The sequence below is a fragment of the Streptomyces sp. BK022 genome (assembly GCF_004217355.1).
GTDB lineage: Bacteria > Actinomycetota > Actinomycetes > Streptomycetales > Streptomycetaceae > Streptomyces > Streptomyces griseoluteus.
This window is the reverse complement of the sequence record NZ_SHKU01000002.1, coordinates 277,761-295,585: the sequence shown is the minus strand read 5'-3', so window position 1 is coordinate 295,585 and position 17,825 is coordinate 277,761. Positions and strand designations below refer to the sequence as shown.

Genomic DNA, 17,825 nt, shown 5'->3' with positions numbered 1-17,825 from the left:
GTGTCCTCGTCCTGAGTGCTTACTTTGCGGCGTGGGCCAGCTCGGCGGCCTTCGCGGCCGCGCCGTCCATGGTGTCGACGCGCTGGACCAGCGGGTGGTCGGCGTCGGTGAGGATCTTGCGGCCCAGCTCGGCGTTGTTGCCGTCGAGGCGGACGACGAGCGGCTTCTCCACCTTCTCGCCGCGCTCCTCGAGGAGCTGCAGCGCCTGGACGATGCCGTTGGCGACCTCGTCGCAGGCGGTGATGCCGCCGAAGACGTTGACGAACACGGACTTGACGTCCGGGTCGCCCAGGATGATCTCCAGGCCGTTGGCCATGACCTGGGCGGAGGCACCGCCACCGATGTCCAGGAAGTTGGCGGGCTTGACGCCACCGTGGTTCTCACCGGCGTACGCGACGACGTCCAGGGTGCTCATGACGAGACCCGCGCCGTTGCCGATGATGCCGACCTCGCCGTCGAGCTTGACGTAGTTGAGGCCCTTCGCCTTGGCGGCGGCCTCGAGCGGGTTGGCCGCTTCCTTGTCGTGCAGCTCTTCGTACTCGGGGTGACGGAACTCGGCGTTCTCGTCGAGCGACACCTTGCCGTCCAGGGCCAGGACGTCGCCGGAGGCGACCTTCGCCAGCGGGTTGACCTCGACGAGGAGGGCGTCCGACTTGATGAAGGTGTCCCACAGCTTGATCAGGACGTTGACGACCTTGTCCGCGACCTCGGCCGGGAACTTGGCGGCCTCGACGATCTCGCGGGCCTTGGCCTCGTCCACGCCGTCGATGGCGTCGATCGGCGTCTTGGCGACGGCCTCGGGGCGGGTGGCCGCCACCTCCTCGATCTCCATGCCGCCCTCGACGGAGGCGATGGAGAGGAAGGTGCGGTTGGCACGGTCGAGGAGGAAGGAGACGTAGTACTCCTCGACGATCTCCGGAGCGGTCTCGGCGATCATCACCTTGTGGACCGTGTGGCCCTTGATGTCCATGCCGAGGATGTCCGTCGCGCGGGCGACGGCCTCGTCCGGGGTGGCGGCGAGCTTGACGCCGCCGGCCTTGCCACGACCACCGACCTTCACCTGCGCCTTGACGACGGACTTGCCGCCCAGGCGCTCGGTGATCTCGCGCGCCGCCTCAGGCGTGTCGATGACTTCACCGGCCAGCACCGGTACATCGTGCTTGGCGAAGAGGTCCCTCGCCTGGTACTCGAACAGGTCCACGCGCTTCCGTCCCTATCAGTGATCTCGCGGTCGTTGGATGCGTGGGCGTGCCGCGAAGGGCAACGTGACGTCCGCTTGTCACAAGGGGTGCGCACACGGTGTCCGAGCGCGCGGCATGTCCGTCTCGCAGGTTATCCCTGGTTGCCGGGGGCCTCTAAATCGCGAGTCACACCCGAGCGGTGATACCTGTCACATGATGCCGTTTTCCCTGACACGCCGTGCCTCATGGGGTGCACTTGTTCGACCCCTACCCCCATCCAGCTTGTCACGCGGTGTCCGGTATGGGCAGCGGACGCCTCTCGATCGCGGCGGCCATCACCTCCGGGAAGAGGTCCGGGGTGCAGGCGAACGCCGGGGCGCCGAGTGCGGCCAGCGCCGCCGCGTGCTCCCGGTCGTAGGCGGGCGCTCCCTCGTCGGAGAGCGCGAGCAGGGTCACGAACTGCACGCCGGACGCCTTCATCGCCGCGACCCGCTTCAGCATCTCGTCCCGGATACCGCCCTCGTACAGGTCGCTGATCAGCACGACCACCGTCTCGGCGGGCCGGGTGATCTTCGACTGGCAGTAGGCGAGCGCCCGGTTGATGTCGGTGCCGCCGCCGAGCTGGGTGCCGAAGAGCACGTCCACCGGGTCGTCGAGCTGGTCGGTGAGGTCGACGACGGAGGTGTCGAAGACGACCATGCGCGTGCTGATCGACCGCATCGAGGCGAGCACCGCCCCGAACACCGACGCGTAGACCACGGACGCGGCCATCGACCCGGACTGGTCGATGCAGAGGATCACCTCCTTCTTCACCGACTGCGCGGCCCGCCCGTACCCGATGAGCCGCTCCGGCACGATCGTCCGGTACTCCGGCAGGTAGTGCTTGAGGTTGGCCGCGATCGTGCGGTTCCAGTCGATGTCGTGGTGGCGCGGCCGGCTGACGCGGGCGCTGCGGTCCAGGGCGCCGGTGAGGGTGGCGCGGGTGCGGGTCGCCAGCCGCTTCTCCAGGTCCTCGACCACCTTGCGCACGACCGCCCGGGCGGTCTCCTTGGTGGTCTCCGGCATCGCCTTGTTCAGCGAGAGGAGGGTGCCGACCAGGTGGACGTCGGCCTCCACCGCCTCCAGCATCTCCGGCTCCAGCAGCAGCGCGGCCAGCCCGAGCCGGTCGATGGCGTCGCGCTGCATGACCTGCACGACGGAGGAGGGGAAGTAGGTGCGGATGTCCCCGAGCCAGCGCGCCACGGAGGGCGCCGAACCGCCGAGTCCCGCCGAACGCTCCCGCCCCGCCGGGCTCTTGGCCGCCTTGTCGCCCCGGCCGTAGAGCGCGGTCAGGGTGCCGTCCATCGCGGCGTCCCGGCCGGTCAGCGCGACCCCGGTGCCGTCCGCCTGGTCCCCGCCGAGCACCAGGCGCCACCGGCGCAGCCGCTCGGCGTCGCCGTCGAGTCGTGTCGTCCCGTTCGTCATGCCCGCACCCCCACGAGGTCGTCGTCCGTCGATTGCGGCTGCTCCGGTGTGAGACCGAGCAGCAGGCGCAGCACCGGCAGCACGGCGTCCGCGCGTCCGGCATCGGGTTCGGGCGCGAAGCCGGACGAGGTCGCCGGGTGGCCCGCGGCCCCGGCACCGCCGCCCGGACCGCGCCGGACCAGCTCGCCGAGCGTGCGGCGCACACCGGGCTCGTACGCCGAGAAGGTGCGCCGCAGCAGCGGCAGCACGTCGGTGAACGCGTCGGCGGGTACGGAGGTCAGCCAGGCGTCGACCAGCCCGAGCAGCCGCTCGTCGTGCACCAGCAGCAGCCCTCCACCGCCGCCCCCGACGAACCCCTCGACCCACGCGGCCGCGTCACCGGGCGGAGTCCCCGGCGACAGGGCCAGCCCCATCAGCCGGGCCACGTCCTCGGCCTCGAGCACGCCGTCGTCCAGCAGCAGCCGCACCGCCCGGCCCCGGAGCAGCCCCGGCACGGTGTCCCGCCCGGACAGGGTGCGCAGCACCGCCCGCCAGCGGGGCCGGAGGCCGTCGTGCCCGGTGAGCGTCTCGGCGAGCAGCCCGACCGCGCCGTGCACGGCGTCGACATGGCCCCGCATCTCCTGGGCGGCGTCGGTGTCCAGGGTGGTGCAGGCGGGCGGGAGCCCGATGAAGACCCGCTCCGCGAGGGCGGCGGCGACATCGGCCAGCGCACCGGTGTCGGTACCGCGCACGTCGCCGTAGCGCAGCGAGCGGACCAGGGCGGGGAGCGCCTGGGCGAGATGGCTCACGTCGGCGTCGAGCGCCGCGCGGTCGGCGAGCACCCGCATCACCACGGGCAGCGCGTCCGGCAGCCCGGCGAGCAGGCACCGCTCGGCCAGCGCGGTCACGTCGGCCAGCGCCCGCGCGCCGACCGCGTCCGCCTCGGCCCTGGCGGTGGCCGCGCCCAGCACGGTGGTGCCCCACACCCCGGCCTCCGCGATGCGCACCGACAGCTCGGGCTCCCAGCGCAGCCGCCAGGTCTCCCGGAAGGTGCCCGTGCTCCCGCGCGAGCGGGCCGGTTCGCCCCAGCCGACGCCGAGCAGCCGCAGCCGGTGCAGCAGCCGGCCGCGCGCGGCGTCGGTGTCCTTGCGCAGGTCCAGCTCCAGCTCGCGCTCCAGCGCCTCCGGCTTGAGCCGCAGCCGGCGCTGCTCGCGGGCGAGGTCCCGCTGCAGGGGCACCGCGGGCGCGGACTCCGGGACCTCGCCCAGCGCGTCCCCCACCACCAGCCGGTCGTACACCAGGGACAGGGGGACGTCCGAGCCCTCGCAGAGCACCGCGCGCACGGCGTCCGTGGTCTCGGTGAGGCCCGCCAGCGGACGGCCGCGCATCACGGCGAGGGTGTCGGCCAGCCGGACCGCCTCGATGACATGGGCGGAGGACACGATCCGGTCCTCCTCGCGCAGCAGCCCGGCGACCTTGGTGAGCCACCGCTCCACCGGCCGGTCCGGCGCCCCGAACAGGTGGGCGTACCAGCCCGGCGAGTCGATCCCGGCGCCGTACCCGCTGGACCGGGCCAGCCTGCGGTGGGTCCAGGGCACCCAGGTCAGGTCGGTCTTGAGCTTGGGCAGGCCCTTGAGGAGCGCCCGGTCGGCGGTGACGGTGGCCTTGGCGCGGAGGGCGGGCACGTGCCAGGCGCCGCAGACCACGGCGACCTCGTCCCCGAACTCCTTGCGGGCGGCACGGATCTGGAGCCGCATGTACGCCTCGCGCACGAGGTCGCGCGGCCGGCCGCCGTCGCCGTACCGCTCGCGCAGGGCGCCCATGGCGTCCTCCAGCGCGGCGAACGGCGCGAACGGCTCACTCCGGCCCGGACCCCGGTGCTCGACGGCGTCCTCCCACCAGCGCTCGGGGTCGTCGTACCCGGCGGCCTCGGCCAGGGCGGCGAGCGGGTCCACGCGCGCGTGCTCGGCTTCTTCCCCTTCCTCCCCTGGATCGCCGTCGCCCGTCTCCTCCTCCCAGGCCAGCGAATGGGTCGCGGGCAGGTCGATGAAGCGGGCCGGGACGCCTCGCTCGACGGCCCACCGGATCGCCACCCACTCCGGGCTGAACTCCGCCATCGGCCAGAACGCGGACCGGCCGGGCTCGTCCACCGCGTGGGCGAGCAGCGCGACCGGCGGACGCAGACCGGGATCGGCGGCCAGCGGGATCAGCGGGTCGGCCTCGGGCGGGCCCTCGATGAGGACCACGGCGGGCGCGGCGGCGTCCAGCGCGGCCCGCACCGCCCGCGCGGAGCCCGGCCCGTGGTGCCGGACGCCGAGCAGCAGCGGGCCCGCCTCGAACGCCCCGGCCGGGGGCGGGGCCTCGCTCACGCGCTCACCTCCCGGCAGGCCCGGTAGAAGTCCGTCCACCCGTCGCGCTCGCGCACGACCGTCTCCAGGTACTCCTGCCAGACGACCCGGTCGGCGGCCGGGTCGCGCACCACGGCACCGAGGATGCCCGCGGCCACGTCACCGGCGCGCAGCACGCCGTCGCCGAAGTGGGCGGCCAGGGCCAGGCCGTTGGTGACGACGGAGATCGCCTCCGCCGTGGACAGGGTGCCGCTCGGCGATTTCAGCTTGGTGCGGCCGTCGGTGGTCACGCCGTCGCGCAGCTCGCGGAAGACGGTGACGACACGGCGGATCTCGTCCAGTCCCTCGGGCGCCTGGGGCAGGTCGAGCGAGCGGCCCATCTGGTCGACACGGCGGCTGACGATCTCGACCTCGGCGTCCGCGCTCTCCGGCAGCGGCAGCACCACGGTGTTGAAGCGGCGGCGCAGCGCGCTGGAGAGGTCGTTGACGCCCCGGTCGCGGTCGTTGGCGGTGGCGATGAGGTTGAAGCCGCGCACGGCCTGCACCTCCTCGCCCAGTTCCGGGATCGGCAGGGTCTTCTCGGACAGGATCGTGATCAGCGTGTCCTGCACGTCGGCCGGAATCCGGGTCAGCTCCTCGACCCGCGCCGTCATCCCCTCGGACATGGCCCGCATGACGGGGCTGGGCACCAGGGCGTCCCGGCTCGGGCCGTGGGCGAGCAGGCGGGCGTAGTTCCAGCCGTACCGGATCGCCTCCTCCGGGGTGCCGGCGGTGCCCTGCACCAGCAGGGTGGAGTCACCGCTGACGGCGGCCGCCAGGTGCTCCGACACCCAGGTCTTGGCCGTGCCGGGCACACCGAGCAGGAGCAGGGCGCGGTCGGTGGCCAGAGTGGTCACGGCGACCTCGACGATCCGGCGCGGGCCCACGTACTTGGGTGTGATCACGGTGCCGTCGGCCAGCGTGCCGCCGAGCAGATACGTGGCGACCGCCCACGGGGACAGCTTCCAGCGCTCCGGGCGCGGCCGGTCGTCCTGCGCGCCGAGCGCGGTGAGTTCGGCGGCGAAGGCGTCTTCGGCGTGCGGTCGCAACGCCTGCGGCGCCTGGCTCGGGATCGGTTCGACGTGCGTGGGTTCCATGGACACAGTCATGGCTGAGGCCCCCTCCAGCTCGGCCGTGGGTCATCTGGCATCCACCATGCAGCACCCCACTGACAATTGCCCTGACCTGCACTGACGCGCTCACATGACCGATTGTCAGTGGGGCGTTCTAACGTCGTTGGCATGACTCAGCAGGGGGTGCGCCCGACCGCGGAGCAGGTGCTGGACCTGGCGCCTGACGCGTCGTCGCGCAAAGCGGGAAGCAAACTGGGTGTGGCGGGGCCGTGGTCCGGTGCGGGCAGCGGCCGGGAGGGGGCGGTGTGGGGGCTGTGCAAGGGCAGCGGCAGCAAGCCGTACCAGACGGTGGTGGACCTGTCGGACCCCGCCGGACCCGCCTACAAGTGCAGTTGTCCGAGCCGTAAGTTCCCGTGCAAACACGCGCTGGGGCTGCTGCTGCTCTGGGCCGGGGACGAAGGCGCGGTGCCCGGGTCGGAGGCGGCGCCGGACTGGGCGGAGCAGTGGCTCGCGGCCCGGCGCGGGCGGGCGGAGACCACGAGGACGCGGGCAGCGGCGGGCCCCGCGGCCGATCCAGAGGCCGCGCGGAAGCGTGCGGAGCGCCGGGACCAGCGGGTCACCGCGGGCGCGACCGAGCTGGAGCGCCGCCTCGCCGACCTGCTCCGCGACGGCCTGGCCTCGGCCGAGCGCGCGGGGTACGGGCTGTGGGAGGAGACGGCGGCCCGCATGGTCGACGCCCAGGCACCGGGACTCGCCTCACGCGTACGGGAGTTGGGGGCCATAGCGGCATCCGGTACGGGCTGGCCGGCCCGGCTGCTGGAGGAGTGCGCCCTGCTCCATCTGCTCGACCAGGGCTGGCTGCACCGCGACCGGCTCCCGGACGCCCTCGCGGCCACCGTCCGCACCCGTCTCGGCCTGCCCACCTCGGCGGACGGGCCACCGGTGCGGGACCACTGGCAGGTGCTGGCGCAGTACGACACGGCCGACGCCAAGCTGACGACCCGCCGCATCTGGCTGCACGGCGCGGAGTCGGGCCGCACCCGCCTGCTCCTCTCCTTCGGCGCGGCGGGCCGGGCGCCCGAACTCTCCCTGCCGGTCGGCCTGTCCCTGGACGCGGACCTGTCCGACCACCCGGGCGCGGGCCAGGTCCGGGCCACCCTGGGCGAACGGCACGCCCCGGCGGCACCCGCCGCCTCCCGCCCGCCCGGCACCTCGACCGCCCAGGCCCTCACCTCCTACGGCCAGGCCCTCCGCGAGGACCCCTGGCTGGACTCCGTCCCGGTCACCCTGGACGCGGTCATACCCGTGCCGGAGGACACCTCCGGCTCCTGGCACCTGGCCGACGCCGAGTCGGACACCGCTCTGCCGCTCACCCCGTCGTTCCTGGCCCGGCCGGGCCTGTGGCGGCTGGTCGCGCTGGCCGGCGGCGCTCCGCTCACCGTCTTCGGCGAGTGCGGCCACCGGGGCTTCACGCCCTTGACGGCATGGGCGGAAGGGACGGCCGCGCCGGTGAGCCTGTGCTGAACACCCCGCCCACGTCCATGACCCGCCCGGAAGGGAACCCCATGACCACGGCGCCCACCTGGGACGACCTCCTCACCACCGCCCTCCTGGGCACCGACCGCCGCGCGCTCCCCCTCGGCCCCGCCGACCTCGCCGGCCGCGAGGCCCCGGCCGCCCTGCTGGACGCCGCCGCCGTGGCGGCCGTGCGGCGCCGGGCCGGCCTGCGTCCCGGCCGGGCGGGCACCCGCCCGGCACCCGCACCCGCCGAGACCCGCCCCGCCCTGCCGCCCGCAGCGGCCCACCGCCTCACCCTCCTCCTGGCCGACCGCCCCGGCGGAGGCGGCGGCCGCCGGGGCAGCACCCCCGACCTCACCGAACTGCTCCCCCAATGGCTCGCCGCGGCCAACGCACACGGCTACGCGGCACCCCCGCAGACGGTGCCCGCCCTGCTGGACGCGGCCCGTGCCCGCACCGATCTCCGCCCGGCGGCGCTCAAGTTCGCGGGTGCGCGGGCCCTGTGGCTGGCGCGGCTGAACCCGGACTGGCGGTTCGCCCAGCGCTCGGCCTCCGGGGGCAGCTCGGCGCTGCCCGGCGCGGAGGACGCGGAGGGTGTACGACGGCTGTGGCAGGAGGGCCTGTTCGCGGAACGCGTGGCTCTGCTGACCGCCCTGCGTGCCCGGACCCCCGCGTCCGCACGGGAGTTGCTGGCGGAGACCTGGACCCAGGAGCGGGCCGAGGACCGGCTGATGTTCCTGGACTCGCTGCGCGCGGGCCTCTCGGCCGACGACGAGCCCTTCCTGGAGCAGGCGCTCGGCGACCGCAGCCGCAACGTCCGGGCGACGGCGGCCGAGCTGCTGTCCACCCTGCCCGGCTCGGCGCTCGCCGCGCGGATGGCGCGGCGGGCCGCGACCTGCGTCGCCCTGGACCACACCGGCCGCGCGGCCGCGATCGTCGTGGAGGCGCCGGCCGCCTGCGACCCGGAGATGGAGCGCGACGGCGTGACCCCCCGGCCCCCGACGGGCCGGGGCGAACGATCCTGGTGGCTGGGCCAGTTGGTGGAGTCGGCACCGCTGGACACCTGGCCGGACCGGCTGGGCGGCCGTACCCCGGAGCAGATCGTGGCGCTGCCCGTGACGGACGACTGGCAGGGCGAACTGCACGCCGCCTGGTGCCGGGCGGCCGTGCGGCAGCGGGACGCGCGGTGGGCGCGGGCGCTGCTGGGTTCGCCGTCGGCACCGGAGGCGGGCGGGCCGGGCGCGGTGTCGCTGGCGGACCGGGCGAAACTGCTGGCCGCGCTGGCCGCGGACGAACGGGCCGCGTGGGTGGCCGGGTTCATCGCCGTACACGGCCTGTCCGAGGCGTTCCAGCTGCTCGGGGTGTGCGCGCTGCCGTGGACGGCACCGCTGGGCCGCGCGGTCGTGGACGCCCTGGACATCGCGCGGGAGGCGGGCAGCTACCCCTGGAGCTTCAGCGGGGTGATGGGCCTGGCCGAGCGCTGTCTCGACCCGGCCGAGACGGCCCGGCTGGACAGCCTGCTGGCCGTGCCGGACGAGCGGGAGGACGCCTCCCCCGGCGCCGGGGGCTACTGGGCGGAGGCGTTCCAGCGGCTGGCGACCACCCTGCGGCTGCGCGCGGCGATGGTGCGCGAGCTGGCCCCGGACGGCCCGGCCTGAGGGGGCTCAGGAGGAGGAGGCGGGCTGGCGCGCGTTCTCCCGCACCCACTCCACGATGGTCGTGGTGGTCGCACCCGGCGTGAAGATCTGGGCGACACCCTTCTCGCGCAGCGGCGGGATGTCCTCCTCCGGGATGATGCCGCCGCCGAAGACGAGGATGTCGGCGGCGTCGCGCTCCTTGAGGAGGTCGATGACGGCCGCGAAGAGCGTGTTGTGGGCGCCGGAGAGGATGGACAGGCCGATCGCGTCGGCGTCCTCCTGGATCGCCGTGGCGACGATCTGCTCGGGCGTCTGGTGCAGGCCGGTGTAGATGACCTCCATGCCCGCGTCCCGCAGCGCGCGGGCGATGACCTTGGCCCCGCGGTCGTGGCCGTCGAGCCCCGGCTTCGCCACCACCACGCGGATCGGACCGGCTGCCACACCCATCACTGCCTCCATCAAGGGACCACCGTCAAGGGACCGCGGAAGCGGCCGCTTCCGTCCCGTACCGACAAGTACCGCACACCTGGCACGTTCCGCCACCTGTGAGAAGTGAACGAACGTTATCCCCAGCATCCCGCAGCGGACTGTTTCGCGGCACCCTGCGAGGGGGAAATCACATGGTGGGACATGAGGGCACGCGGGGGACAGAGCCGCCCCCCACGTGCCGACAGGAGGTCGGCCAATGAAGGTCACCGGGGTACTGCCACTCTTCCTCCCGATCTGCCGACGTCTGTGGCCCGGCAGACTGGCCTCCGTGTCCGTGACGCTGGTGAAGGCCACCGCGCTGGAGGCCGCAATCCTGGCCGGTCACATGCTGCTGTACCCGACCGGCCTCACCCAGGAGCGCCGTCAGGCCGCCCTTCCCGCGCCCGCGGGCACGGCGATGCTCCCTGTGCCCACCGGTCCGCCGGTCGTGCTGGTGCACGGCTTCATCGACAACCGCTCGGTGTTCGTCCTGCTCCGCCGCAGCCTCGCCCAGCACGGCAGGCAGCGGGTGGAATCGCTGAACTACTCCCCCCTGACCTGCGACATCCGCACCGCGGCCGAGCTGCTGGGCCGGCATGTGGAGGAGATCTGCGAGCGCACCGGCAGCGCCCAGGTGGACATCGTCGGCCACAGCCTGGGGGGCCTGATCGCCCGGTACTACGCGCAGTGCCTCGGTGGTGACGTCCGGGTACGCACCGTGGTCACCCTGGGCACCCCGCACTCCGGGACCCGCGCGGTGCCGCTGGCCAACGCCCACCCGATCGTCCGGCAGATGCGGCCCGACTCGCCGGTGATCCAGGAGCTGGCCCGTCCCGCACCGGGCTGCCGCACCCGCTTCGTCAGCTTCTGGAGCGACCTGGACTCCGTGATGGCCCCCCTGGAGGCGGCCTGCGTCGACCACCCCGACCTGGAGGCCCACAACATCCGCGTCAGCGGGATCGGTCACCTCGCCCTCCCGGTCCACCCCACGATCGCCGCCGGCATCCGCGAGGCCCTCGACTCCGACTCCGCCATGCGCCGGCAGGAGGGCGGCGGCCTCACGGTCGCCTGAGACACCCGGGCCACGACGGGTCGTACCCCCTCGTTAGGTTCGACCCCATGGAGAGCCGGGAGTGGACCACCGTGAAGGCGCGCCTGCGGGAGGCCGCGGCGCTCGACCCGGGCATGGAGCGTTTCGGGGCGGATACCCACCGTTACCGGTTGCGGCCCCCGCTGGCGGAGCGAGAGATCCGGGCCTTCGAGACCGCCCACGGCATCGAGCTGCCTTCGCAGTACCGCTCCTTCGTCGCCGAGGTGGGCGACGGCCCCGCCGGCCCCGGCCATGGCCTGCTGCCGCTGATCACCCCGCGCCCCGAGGCCGACGACGACTGGGCGGTCGACGACGAGTGGGCGCGTGACCGGCTCCCCGGCCGCCTGGCCTCGCCGTTCCCTCTGACCGAGCCCGCGCCCGGCCGCCTCGGTGCCGCCGCCGAGGCGCTGACACCGGGCACCCTCACACTGGCCGACCAGGGCTGCGGGACGTACGTCCGCCTCGTCCTGAACGGACCGCGCGCCGGAGAGATCTGGCTGCTGGACCCCGACTGGGATGGCTTCACCGCAGGGGAGCGCGACTTCCACAGGTGGTACACGAAGTGGCTGTCCGCCCTGTCACAGCCTCCTCAGGGATGACGTAGCGTCACATATCTTCGAACGCTCTTCGAACACAGAGCCAAACTCGCGTTCATCAAACCCCGAAACACGGCCGAATGCCCGTTTCCCGTCCACATGAAACCAGCGGAAGATTGTCGCGCCCGCATACCGCCGGGTACAGTCGCCGCACTGCTCTGGCAGCCCCTGTTGTCGAGGCGAAAGAGAAGTTGGTGAACGACCGTCACCCGTCGGGGACCATGACCCCGGCTCCGGCTTCCGACGCCTCCACCGCGCACTACGCGCCGTACGGAGCACCGGAAGTCCCGTACGACGACCTCACCACGTACGGCGGTTACGACACCACCGGTTTTCCGGTGGCCGAGGCGGCCTACGCTGCCGACCCGCACCTCGGCGGATACCAGGACGCCCAGCACGCCACGGGCGCGTACGACACGACGCACTGGCAGACCGGCGACGGCGGCCACCTGGCCCAGGACCCCTACGCGGCCCAGCAGCACACCGCGTACGACACGGGCGCCTACGACACCACCGCCTGGACCGTCCCCGCGCAGGGCAGCCCGGAGGACACCGGTGCCTGGACGCAGTACGGGCAGCAGTCCGCCTCCGACCCCGCGCAGCAGTGGGACTGGGGCACGCAGACCTTCGACACCGGCGCCTACGACGCCACCCAGTGGAACACCGACGGCACGCCCGAGCACCAGCGGGCCGAGGAGCCGTTCGACCAGCAGGCGACGGCCACCTTCGACCAGGTCACCCACGACCCGTACGGGGACGACGCCGCCTACGCCGAGTACGCGGACCACCGGCACACCGAACGCCCGGACGCCGAGGACGAGTTGGCCGGCACCGGTGAACTCCCCGCCGTCCCCTCTCTCCTGGACGACCAGGAGGAGGTCACCCCGGTCCCGCGCGCGGGTTCGCGCGCCGCGGCCCGCTCCCGGCGCCGCACGCCCGCCAAGCGCTCCGCCCTGCTGACCGTCGCCGTGCCGTCGGCCTGTGTGATGGGTGTGGCGGGAATCGCCGCCGCCTCGGTCGGCGACCTGACCGGTGAGACGCAGGAGGCCGCCGCCTCCGCCGCCGACACGCACACCGTGAAGCCGTCCGTCGCCAACAGCAAGCTCGACACCCAGTTGCGGACCCTGTCCGCCGGTGCCGACGACTTCACCGACCGGGTGAGCCGGACCCAGGAGCGCATCGACCTCAGGGCGCAGCAGGCCCTCGAGAAGAAGAAGGCCGCCGCCGAGGCCGCGCTCAAGGAGAGACTCCGGCCCAAGTTCATGCTCCCGGTGCTCCAGAAGGGCCTCAGCGCCCAGTTCGGGCAGGCGGGCGTCAACTGGATGTCCGTCCACACCGGTATCGACTTCCCCGTGTCGTACGGCACCACCGTGATGGCCGCGACCGACGGTGTCGTCACCACCAAGTGGAACAGCGCCTACGGCAACATGCTGGTCCTCACGGCGAAGGACGGCACGGAGACCTGGTACTGCCACCTCTCCAGTTACCGCGTACCCTCCGGAACCTCGGTCAAGGCCGGCGAACCGATCGCCTACTCCGGCAACTCCGGCAACTCCACCGGACCCCACCTCCACTTCGAGGTCCGTCCGGCGGGCGGTGCCGCCATCGACCCCCTCCCCTGGCTCCGCAGCCACGGCCTGGACCCGACCTGATCCCGAACGCGGCCGGCCGGGACCCCTCGTGAGGAGCCCCGGCCCGTGAGCGGTTCGCGCAGCGGTCAGGCGATGGTGCCGACGTGGAAGGTGCCGTCGGGCAGTCCGGCGCCGTAGCTGGCGAGGATCGCGCCGTTGTCGTCGATCTGCGACGCGCTCGACCAGGAACCCGACGCCGAACGGGTCCGGTCCCAGACGGTGCCGTTCACCAGCGACTGGACGTGCACCGTGCCGTCGGTGACGGCGCCCGAGGAGACGGCCTTGATGGAGCCGTTGTCATCGATCTTGACCGCACTCGACCAGGAACCCGCGGCGGAGCGGGTCCGGTCCCAGACGTCTCCGTTGACGACCGACTGGACGTGCAGCGTCCCGTCCTTGACCCCGGAGGCGGCGAGGTCCTTGATCCCGCCGTTGTCGTCGATCTTCACGGCGCTCGACCAGGCACCGGCGGCGGAGCGGGTCCGGTCCCAGATGTCGCCGTTCACCAGCGACTGGACGTGCAGGGTCCCGTCCGGCAGAGCCGCGGCGGAGATGTCGGTGAGCTGGCCGTTGTCGTCGACCTTCACCGCGCTCGACCAGGTTCCGGACGCGGAACGCGTGCGGTCCCAGACATCACCGTTGACCAGGGTCAGCACATGCAGGGAGCCGTCCGGCAGGGCCGCGGACGCGATGCCCTCGATGGAGCCGTTCTCGTCGATCAGCGTCGCCGACGACCAGGAGTCCGAGGCCGAGCGGGTGCGGTCGTACACCTTGCCGCTCACCAGGCTCTGCACATGCAGTGAGCCGTCCGTGAGTCCCGATGCCGAGATCGCGGCGACGGCGGGGTTGTCGTCGATCTTCACCGAGCTCGCCCAGGAGCCCGACCCCGATCGCGTCCGGTCGAAGACCTTCCCGGTGACCGGGGTCGGGGCCGGTTCGGGCGGATACGGGTCGGCGGTGTCCCCGGCGAGTCCGGCCTGGGCACCGCACACCGGCCACGCCCCCGCCCCCTGTCCGGCGAGCACCTTCTCCCCGATGAGGATCTGCTCCTTCTTGGTGGCCTGGTGCGGGTAGGCCGCGTAGGCCTCACCGCCGTACGCCTTCCAGGTGCTCAGCGAGAACTGCAGCCCGCCGTAGTAGCCGTTGCCGGTGTTGATGCTCCAGTCGCCACCGCTCTCGCAGGCGGCGACCTTGTCCCAGGTGGCGACCGAGGCGGCGTGGGCGGTGCCGGTCCCCGACAGGAGCGTGACGCCGACGGCGAGCAGGGAGGCGCCGGCCAGGGCCGTGCGGGCGGTGCGGGATCGGGACATGTTCTCTCCAGGGCTGCGCGAAAGGGGGACGGCGGCGTACCTCCGCAGGACGGAGGTACGCCGCCGCTCGGGGGGGGGGGAGGGTCAGGCGATGGTGCCGACGTGGAAGGTGCCGTCGGGCAGCCCCGTGGCGTAGCTGGCGATGATGCTGCCGTTGTCGTCGATCTTCGTGGCGCTCGAGAAGGTGCCCGCGGTGGACATCTTCCGGTCCCAGACATCGCCGTTGACGACGGCCTGGACGTGCATGGTGCCGTCCGCGACGGAGCCGGAGGAGAGGGACTTGATGCCGCCGTTGTCGTCGATCTTGACGGCGCCGTCCCAGGCACCGGCGGCGGAGCGGGTGCGGTCCCAGATGTCGCCGTTCACCAGCGACTGGACGTGCAGCGTGCCGTCCTTGAGGCCGGAGGCGGCGAGGCCCTTGATGGAACCGTTGTCGTCGATCTTGACGGCGCTGGACCAGGCACCGGTGGTGGAGCGGGTGCGGTCCCAGATGTCGCCGTTCACCAGCGACTGGACGTGCAGCGTGCCGTCGGGCAGGACCGCGGCGGAGAGGTCGACGAGGCTGCCGTTGTCGTCGATCTTGACCGCCGACGACCAGGCACCGGCGGCCGAGCGGGTGCGGTCCCAGATGTCACCGTTGACCAGGGTCAGCACGTGCAGGGAGCCGTCCGGCAGGGCCGCGGACGCGATGTCCTTGATGGAGCCGTTCTCGTCGATCGGCGTGGCCGACGACCAGGAGTCCGCGGTGGAACGGGTGCGGTCGTAGACCTTTCCATTCACCAGGCTCTGCACGTGCATCGAGCCGTCCTTGAGACCGGACGCCGAGATCGCGGTGACCGCCGCGTTGTCGTCGATCTTCGTGGCCGTGGACCAGGCGCCCGCGGTCGAGCGGGTCCGGTCGAAGACCTTCCCGGACGCCGGCTTGGTCACGTCGTCGACGACGGACTTGTTGCGGACCGGGACGAAGGTGCCGTGGCCGGGGTAGTACGGGTAGTCGACGATGCGGTGGTGGACACCGCTCGGGGTGAACTCGTAACCCCAGTACTGGGTCTTGGCGGTGTCCACCCACTTGTGGAAGAGCACGATGTGGCCGTTGGCGCCGCTGCTGTCGTTGAGGAGGGCGTCGCCCGCCTTCAGGTCGTCCTTGCCGATGGTCTCGGTGACTCCCTGGCCCGCGAAGGTGTCCGTGGTGAGCGAGTCACCGAGGTTCCAGGCCATCGACACGTAACCGGAGCAGTCGGTGCGGTAGCCGTCGTGGCTGTCGGTCCAGCTGTACTGGATACCCTCACCGACCCAGGTGTCCGCCCGCTCGATCACGGTCGACCGGGAGATGGTGGGTGCCATGGCACTCGCGGTGAGGCCGGAGGCGCCGCTCTGCACCGGGGTGACCGGGCCCTGGCCCCAGCCGGTGGTGTCCTGCACGACCGGGTTGGGGTCCGTACCGGCGAAGGCCGGGACCGCGCCGGCCGCGATGGAGGCGCCGGAGAGAACGAGGGCCAGGGCGACGGTCGTGCCCCGCAGAGTTGAAGTGCGCATGACATATCTCCAAGAGGGGTGTACGGAGCGGAGCAGGGCGTCCCTGCGGGGGTGTGCTGAGAACCTGCGGGCGCTGAGGCCTGGCGGCGGAGGGGCGGTGGTCCGGCGCCGGTTACTGCCAGATGAAGTCACCCAGGGTGGTGGCTCCGCCGGCGGCCGCCTGGGACGCCGTGACGGAGGCGCTCGACGGGTGGGCCGCGGTGAAGGCGCCACCGGCGAGAAGAGCGACGAGGAGGGCGAGGGCGGAGAGCTGCGGGAAGCGGCGGAGGTTCATGGGAGTGCCTTTCGAAGGACGTGACCGGTGGAGGTTCAGGACGCCCACCGGGTGGTGGGGCGGTCCCTCCTGCCTTCCGGACCAGTTGCTCTCCGGGGCGGCTGTGAACACTTTCGCCGCAGGTCAGCGGGGTGGGAAGGCTTTCCCGCTGGCCACAGACGGCCATGTCCGGATCGGTCCAGGGAGCCCGGGGGCGGCCATCACGGCTGCCACCAGCGGGCCTTGTAGATGCCCCCGCCGACCAGGCGCCGGGGCGCCTTCGCACCCGCGCCGTCGTGGATGTACTCGCTCCACCAACTGGGACTCAGGTCGCCGTCGGGGCTGACGAAGAGCACGTCGTCGCCCACGTTGCTGATCGACTTGACGCCGCCCAGCAGGCCCGAGCAGGCCGAGTCGGTCACGTACGGGCTGAAGGCGCGGGCCGACAGGGAGAACCTGAGCACGCCCTCGGTGGTGGCGATCCAGACCTGGTCGGTCGTGCCCTGCACGGGGTACAGGTCGTGGCCGCCCGGCTTCGCCCCGCTGGGCAGTTGGGGCAGATCGACGGCGTAGGTCTGCTTCAGCGCCGGCGCGGCGGCCGTACCCACGGAGTACGCGACGAGCTGCCGGCCCCCGATCGCCCACAGCAGACTTCGCGGGGCGTCCCAGTACACGCCGTGCGCCGCGTCCAGCGGCGCTGTCACGTAGGCGTTGCTGTACGCCCCCTGGGAGGCGGCGTACAGGCGCACTTCTCCGCCCGTGCTCGCGACGACCGCCACGTTCCCGTTGCCGAGCAGTTCGATGCTGTGCGGGTTGAGGTCGTCGTCGCCCGGCGTTCCCGCCACCATGCCGCCCCAGTACCGCGCGCCGCTGTTCCGGTCGACCACGGCGGCGAACCCGTAGGAGGCGGTGACCAGTACGTACGCCCTGCCGTTCAGTGTTCTGGCCTTGGCCTCACTGACATAGGTCCAGCTCGTCTGCGGCGAGAGGTCGGCGAAGTCCGGGTTGCCCTCGGGGGTGAAGGACCACTGCACCGCCGAGGGGTCCGTGTCGGGGTCCCACACGGTCCGGGACGAGTCCAGCAGAAGCACTTTCCGGCGCTTCTGGTCGCAAACGAGGACCGGGGGCAGGGTGGCGGCGACGGCCTTGCGGGCCGGCAGCCCGACACCGGCCCCCACACCGGCACCCACACCGAGGGCCGCGAGCAGGAAGGTGCGCCGGGCCGGACGCTGAAAACGGGTCATGACGAGCTCCAGATCGTTGGAGGAACGGAGGGTTGCGTATTCATTCGGTCATTCCGGGGATTCGTCGTCATGCTCCGGTTCGGCGGATTCCGGCAGGCCGAGACGGCCGAGGGCGGTGGGCGCCAGAAGGGGCGCCTCGGCGCGCAGCAGCGTCCAGCCGGACAATTCGTCGATGGTTTCGAGAGCCCGCTCACACAGGTTCCGGGCACGGGTCTCCGCTTCGCGCAGGGTGCCCGCGGACAGCCAGAACCCGATAACGGGCGCACGCGGCAAGGGGAAATGGGCACTTGCGTGCTCGACCCCGCCGCTCGCCCTGACCTGTGCCAGGACCAGCTCGGCGAACTGTGCGGATGGGACAGCCATAGGGACATGGGCACGAAAGTGCGCATGTACGAGATACATGCGCATCACCTTGCCGGTCGGGACTCATCGCCCGCCAGAGCAGTCCGGTGTCCGCA

The 17,825-nt window shown here is 72.6% G+C and carries 15 protein-coding genes; 5 read left to right on the top strand and 10 right to left on the bottom strand.

The window, feature by feature from the left end; all coding sequences use genetic code 11:
- Window positions 1–19: 19 nt before the first annotated feature.
- The 4 genes from sucC to EV284_RS07435 form a co-directional block, all read right to left on the bottom strand.
- Complete coding sequence (gene sucC / locus EV284_RS07450; protein ID WP_130331567.1) at window positions 20–1,201, bottom strand: ADP-forming succinate--CoA ligase subunit beta; 1,182 nt, start codon at window positions 1,199–1,201, stop codon at window positions 20–22.
- A gap of 265 nt (window positions 1,202–1,466) precedes the next feature.
- Entirely contained in the window at window positions 1,467–2,645 is a 1,179-nt protein-coding gene (locus tag EV284_RS07445) for a VWA domain-containing protein (protein WP_130331565.1), read from the bottom strand.
- Window positions 2,642–4,993 (bottom strand): DUF5682 family protein, encoded by a 2,352-nt coding sequence (locus EV284_RS07440; RefSeq protein WP_165425477.1) that lies wholly within the window; start codon window positions 4,991–4,993, stop codon window positions 2,642–2,644. The genes EV284_RS07445 and EV284_RS07440 overlap by 4 nt, the downstream gene beginning before the upstream one ends.
- Window positions 4,990–6,120 (bottom strand): AAA family ATPase, encoded by a 1,131-nt coding sequence (locus EV284_RS07435; protein ID WP_130331563.1) that lies wholly within the window; start codon window positions 6,118–6,120, stop codon window positions 4,990–4,992. Before EV284_RS07435 ends, EV284_RS07440 begins: the two co-directional genes overlap by 4 nt.
- A gap of 132 nt (window positions 6,121–6,252) precedes the next feature.
- On the opposite strand from EV284_RS07435, the gene EV284_RS07430 reads away from it, so the two are divergent.
- Together EV284_RS07430 and EV284_RS07425 are read left to right on the top strand one after the other, a co-directional pair.
- On the top strand, window positions 6,253–7,608 hold the full coding sequence (locus EV284_RS07430; RefSeq protein WP_130331561.1) for an SWIM zinc finger family protein: 1,356 nt from the start codon (window positions 6,253–6,255) through the stop codon (window positions 7,606–7,608).
- Between the two features lie 41 nt (window positions 7,609–7,649).
- Window positions 7,650–9,260 (top strand): DUF5691 domain-containing protein, encoded by a 1,611-nt coding sequence (locus EV284_RS07425; protein WP_242625617.1) that lies wholly within the window; start codon window positions 7,650–7,652, stop codon window positions 9,258–9,260.
- Window positions 9,261–9,266: 6 nt separating this feature from the next.
- Here the strand turns inward: EV284_RS07425 and EV284_RS07420 are convergent, their stop codons facing one another.
- The gene (locus tag EV284_RS07420; protein WP_030811885.1) at window positions 9,267–9,686 is read right to left on the bottom strand and encodes a cobalamin B12-binding domain-containing protein; all 420 of its coding nucleotides are present in this window, start codon (window positions 9,684–9,686) and stop codon (window positions 9,267–9,269) included.
- Window positions 9,687–9,924: 238 nt separating this feature from the next.
- Between EV284_RS07420 and EV284_RS07415 the strand changes: the two genes are divergently transcribed.
- The 3 genes from EV284_RS07415 to EV284_RS07405 all read left to right on the top strand — a co-directional run bounded on the left by EV284_RS07415 (window position 9,925) and on the right by EV284_RS07405 (window position 13,045).
- Entirely contained in the window at window positions 9,925–10,779 is an 855-nt protein-coding gene (locus EV284_RS07415) for an alpha/beta fold hydrolase (RefSeq protein ID WP_130331557.1), read from the top strand.
- A gap of 47 nt (window positions 10,780–10,826) precedes the next feature.
- The gene (locus tag EV284_RS07410) at window positions 10,827–11,396 is read left to right on the top strand and encodes an SMI1/KNR4 family protein (protein ID WP_130331555.1); all 570 of its coding nucleotides are present in this window, start codon (window positions 10,827–10,829) and stop codon (window positions 11,394–11,396) included.
- Window positions 11,397–11,587: 191 nt separating this feature from the next.
- Window positions 11,588–13,045, top strand: coding sequence for a M23 family metallopeptidase (locus EV284_RS07405; RefSeq protein WP_130331553.1), 1,458 nt, complete (start codon window positions 11,588–11,590; stop codon window positions 13,043–13,045).
- Window positions 13,046–13,110: 65 nt separating this feature from the next.
- On the opposite strand, the gene EV284_RS33515 is transcribed toward EV284_RS07405, so the two are convergent.
- The 5 genes from EV284_RS33515 to EV284_RS07385 form a co-directional block, all read right to left on the bottom strand.
- Window positions 13,111–14,334: a transglycosylase family protein gene (locus tag EV284_RS33515; protein WP_130331551.1), complete on the bottom strand. Its 1,224-nt coding sequence runs from the start codon at window positions 14,332–14,334 to the stop codon at window positions 13,111–13,113.
- An 84-nt stretch (window positions 14,335–14,418) separates the two neighbouring features.
- Window positions 14,419–15,870, bottom strand: coding sequence for a hypothetical protein (locus EV284_RS07395; RefSeq protein ID WP_130331549.1), 1,452 nt, complete (start codon window positions 15,868–15,870; stop codon window positions 14,419–14,421).
- A gap of 112 nt (window positions 15,871–15,982) precedes the next feature.
- Window positions 15,983–16,144 carry a hypothetical protein gene (locus tag EV284_RS32625; protein WP_165425476.1) on the bottom strand — a complete coding sequence of 54 codons (162 nt, stop codon included), beginning with the start codon at window positions 16,142–16,144 and terminating at the stop codon, window positions 15,983–15,985.
- Between the two features lie 200 nt (window positions 16,145–16,344).
- Window positions 16,345–17,367: a DUF6528 family protein gene (locus tag EV284_RS07390; protein ID WP_130331547.1), complete on the bottom strand. Its 1,023-nt coding sequence runs from the start codon at window positions 17,365–17,367 to the stop codon at window positions 16,345–16,347.
- A 48-nt stretch (window positions 17,368–17,415) separates the two neighbouring features.
- On the bottom strand, window positions 17,416–17,769 hold the full coding sequence (locus tag EV284_RS07385; RefSeq protein ID WP_130331545.1) for a hypothetical protein: 354 nt from the start codon (window positions 17,767–17,769) through the stop codon (window positions 17,416–17,418).
- Window positions 17,770–17,825 lie beyond the last annotated feature (56 nt).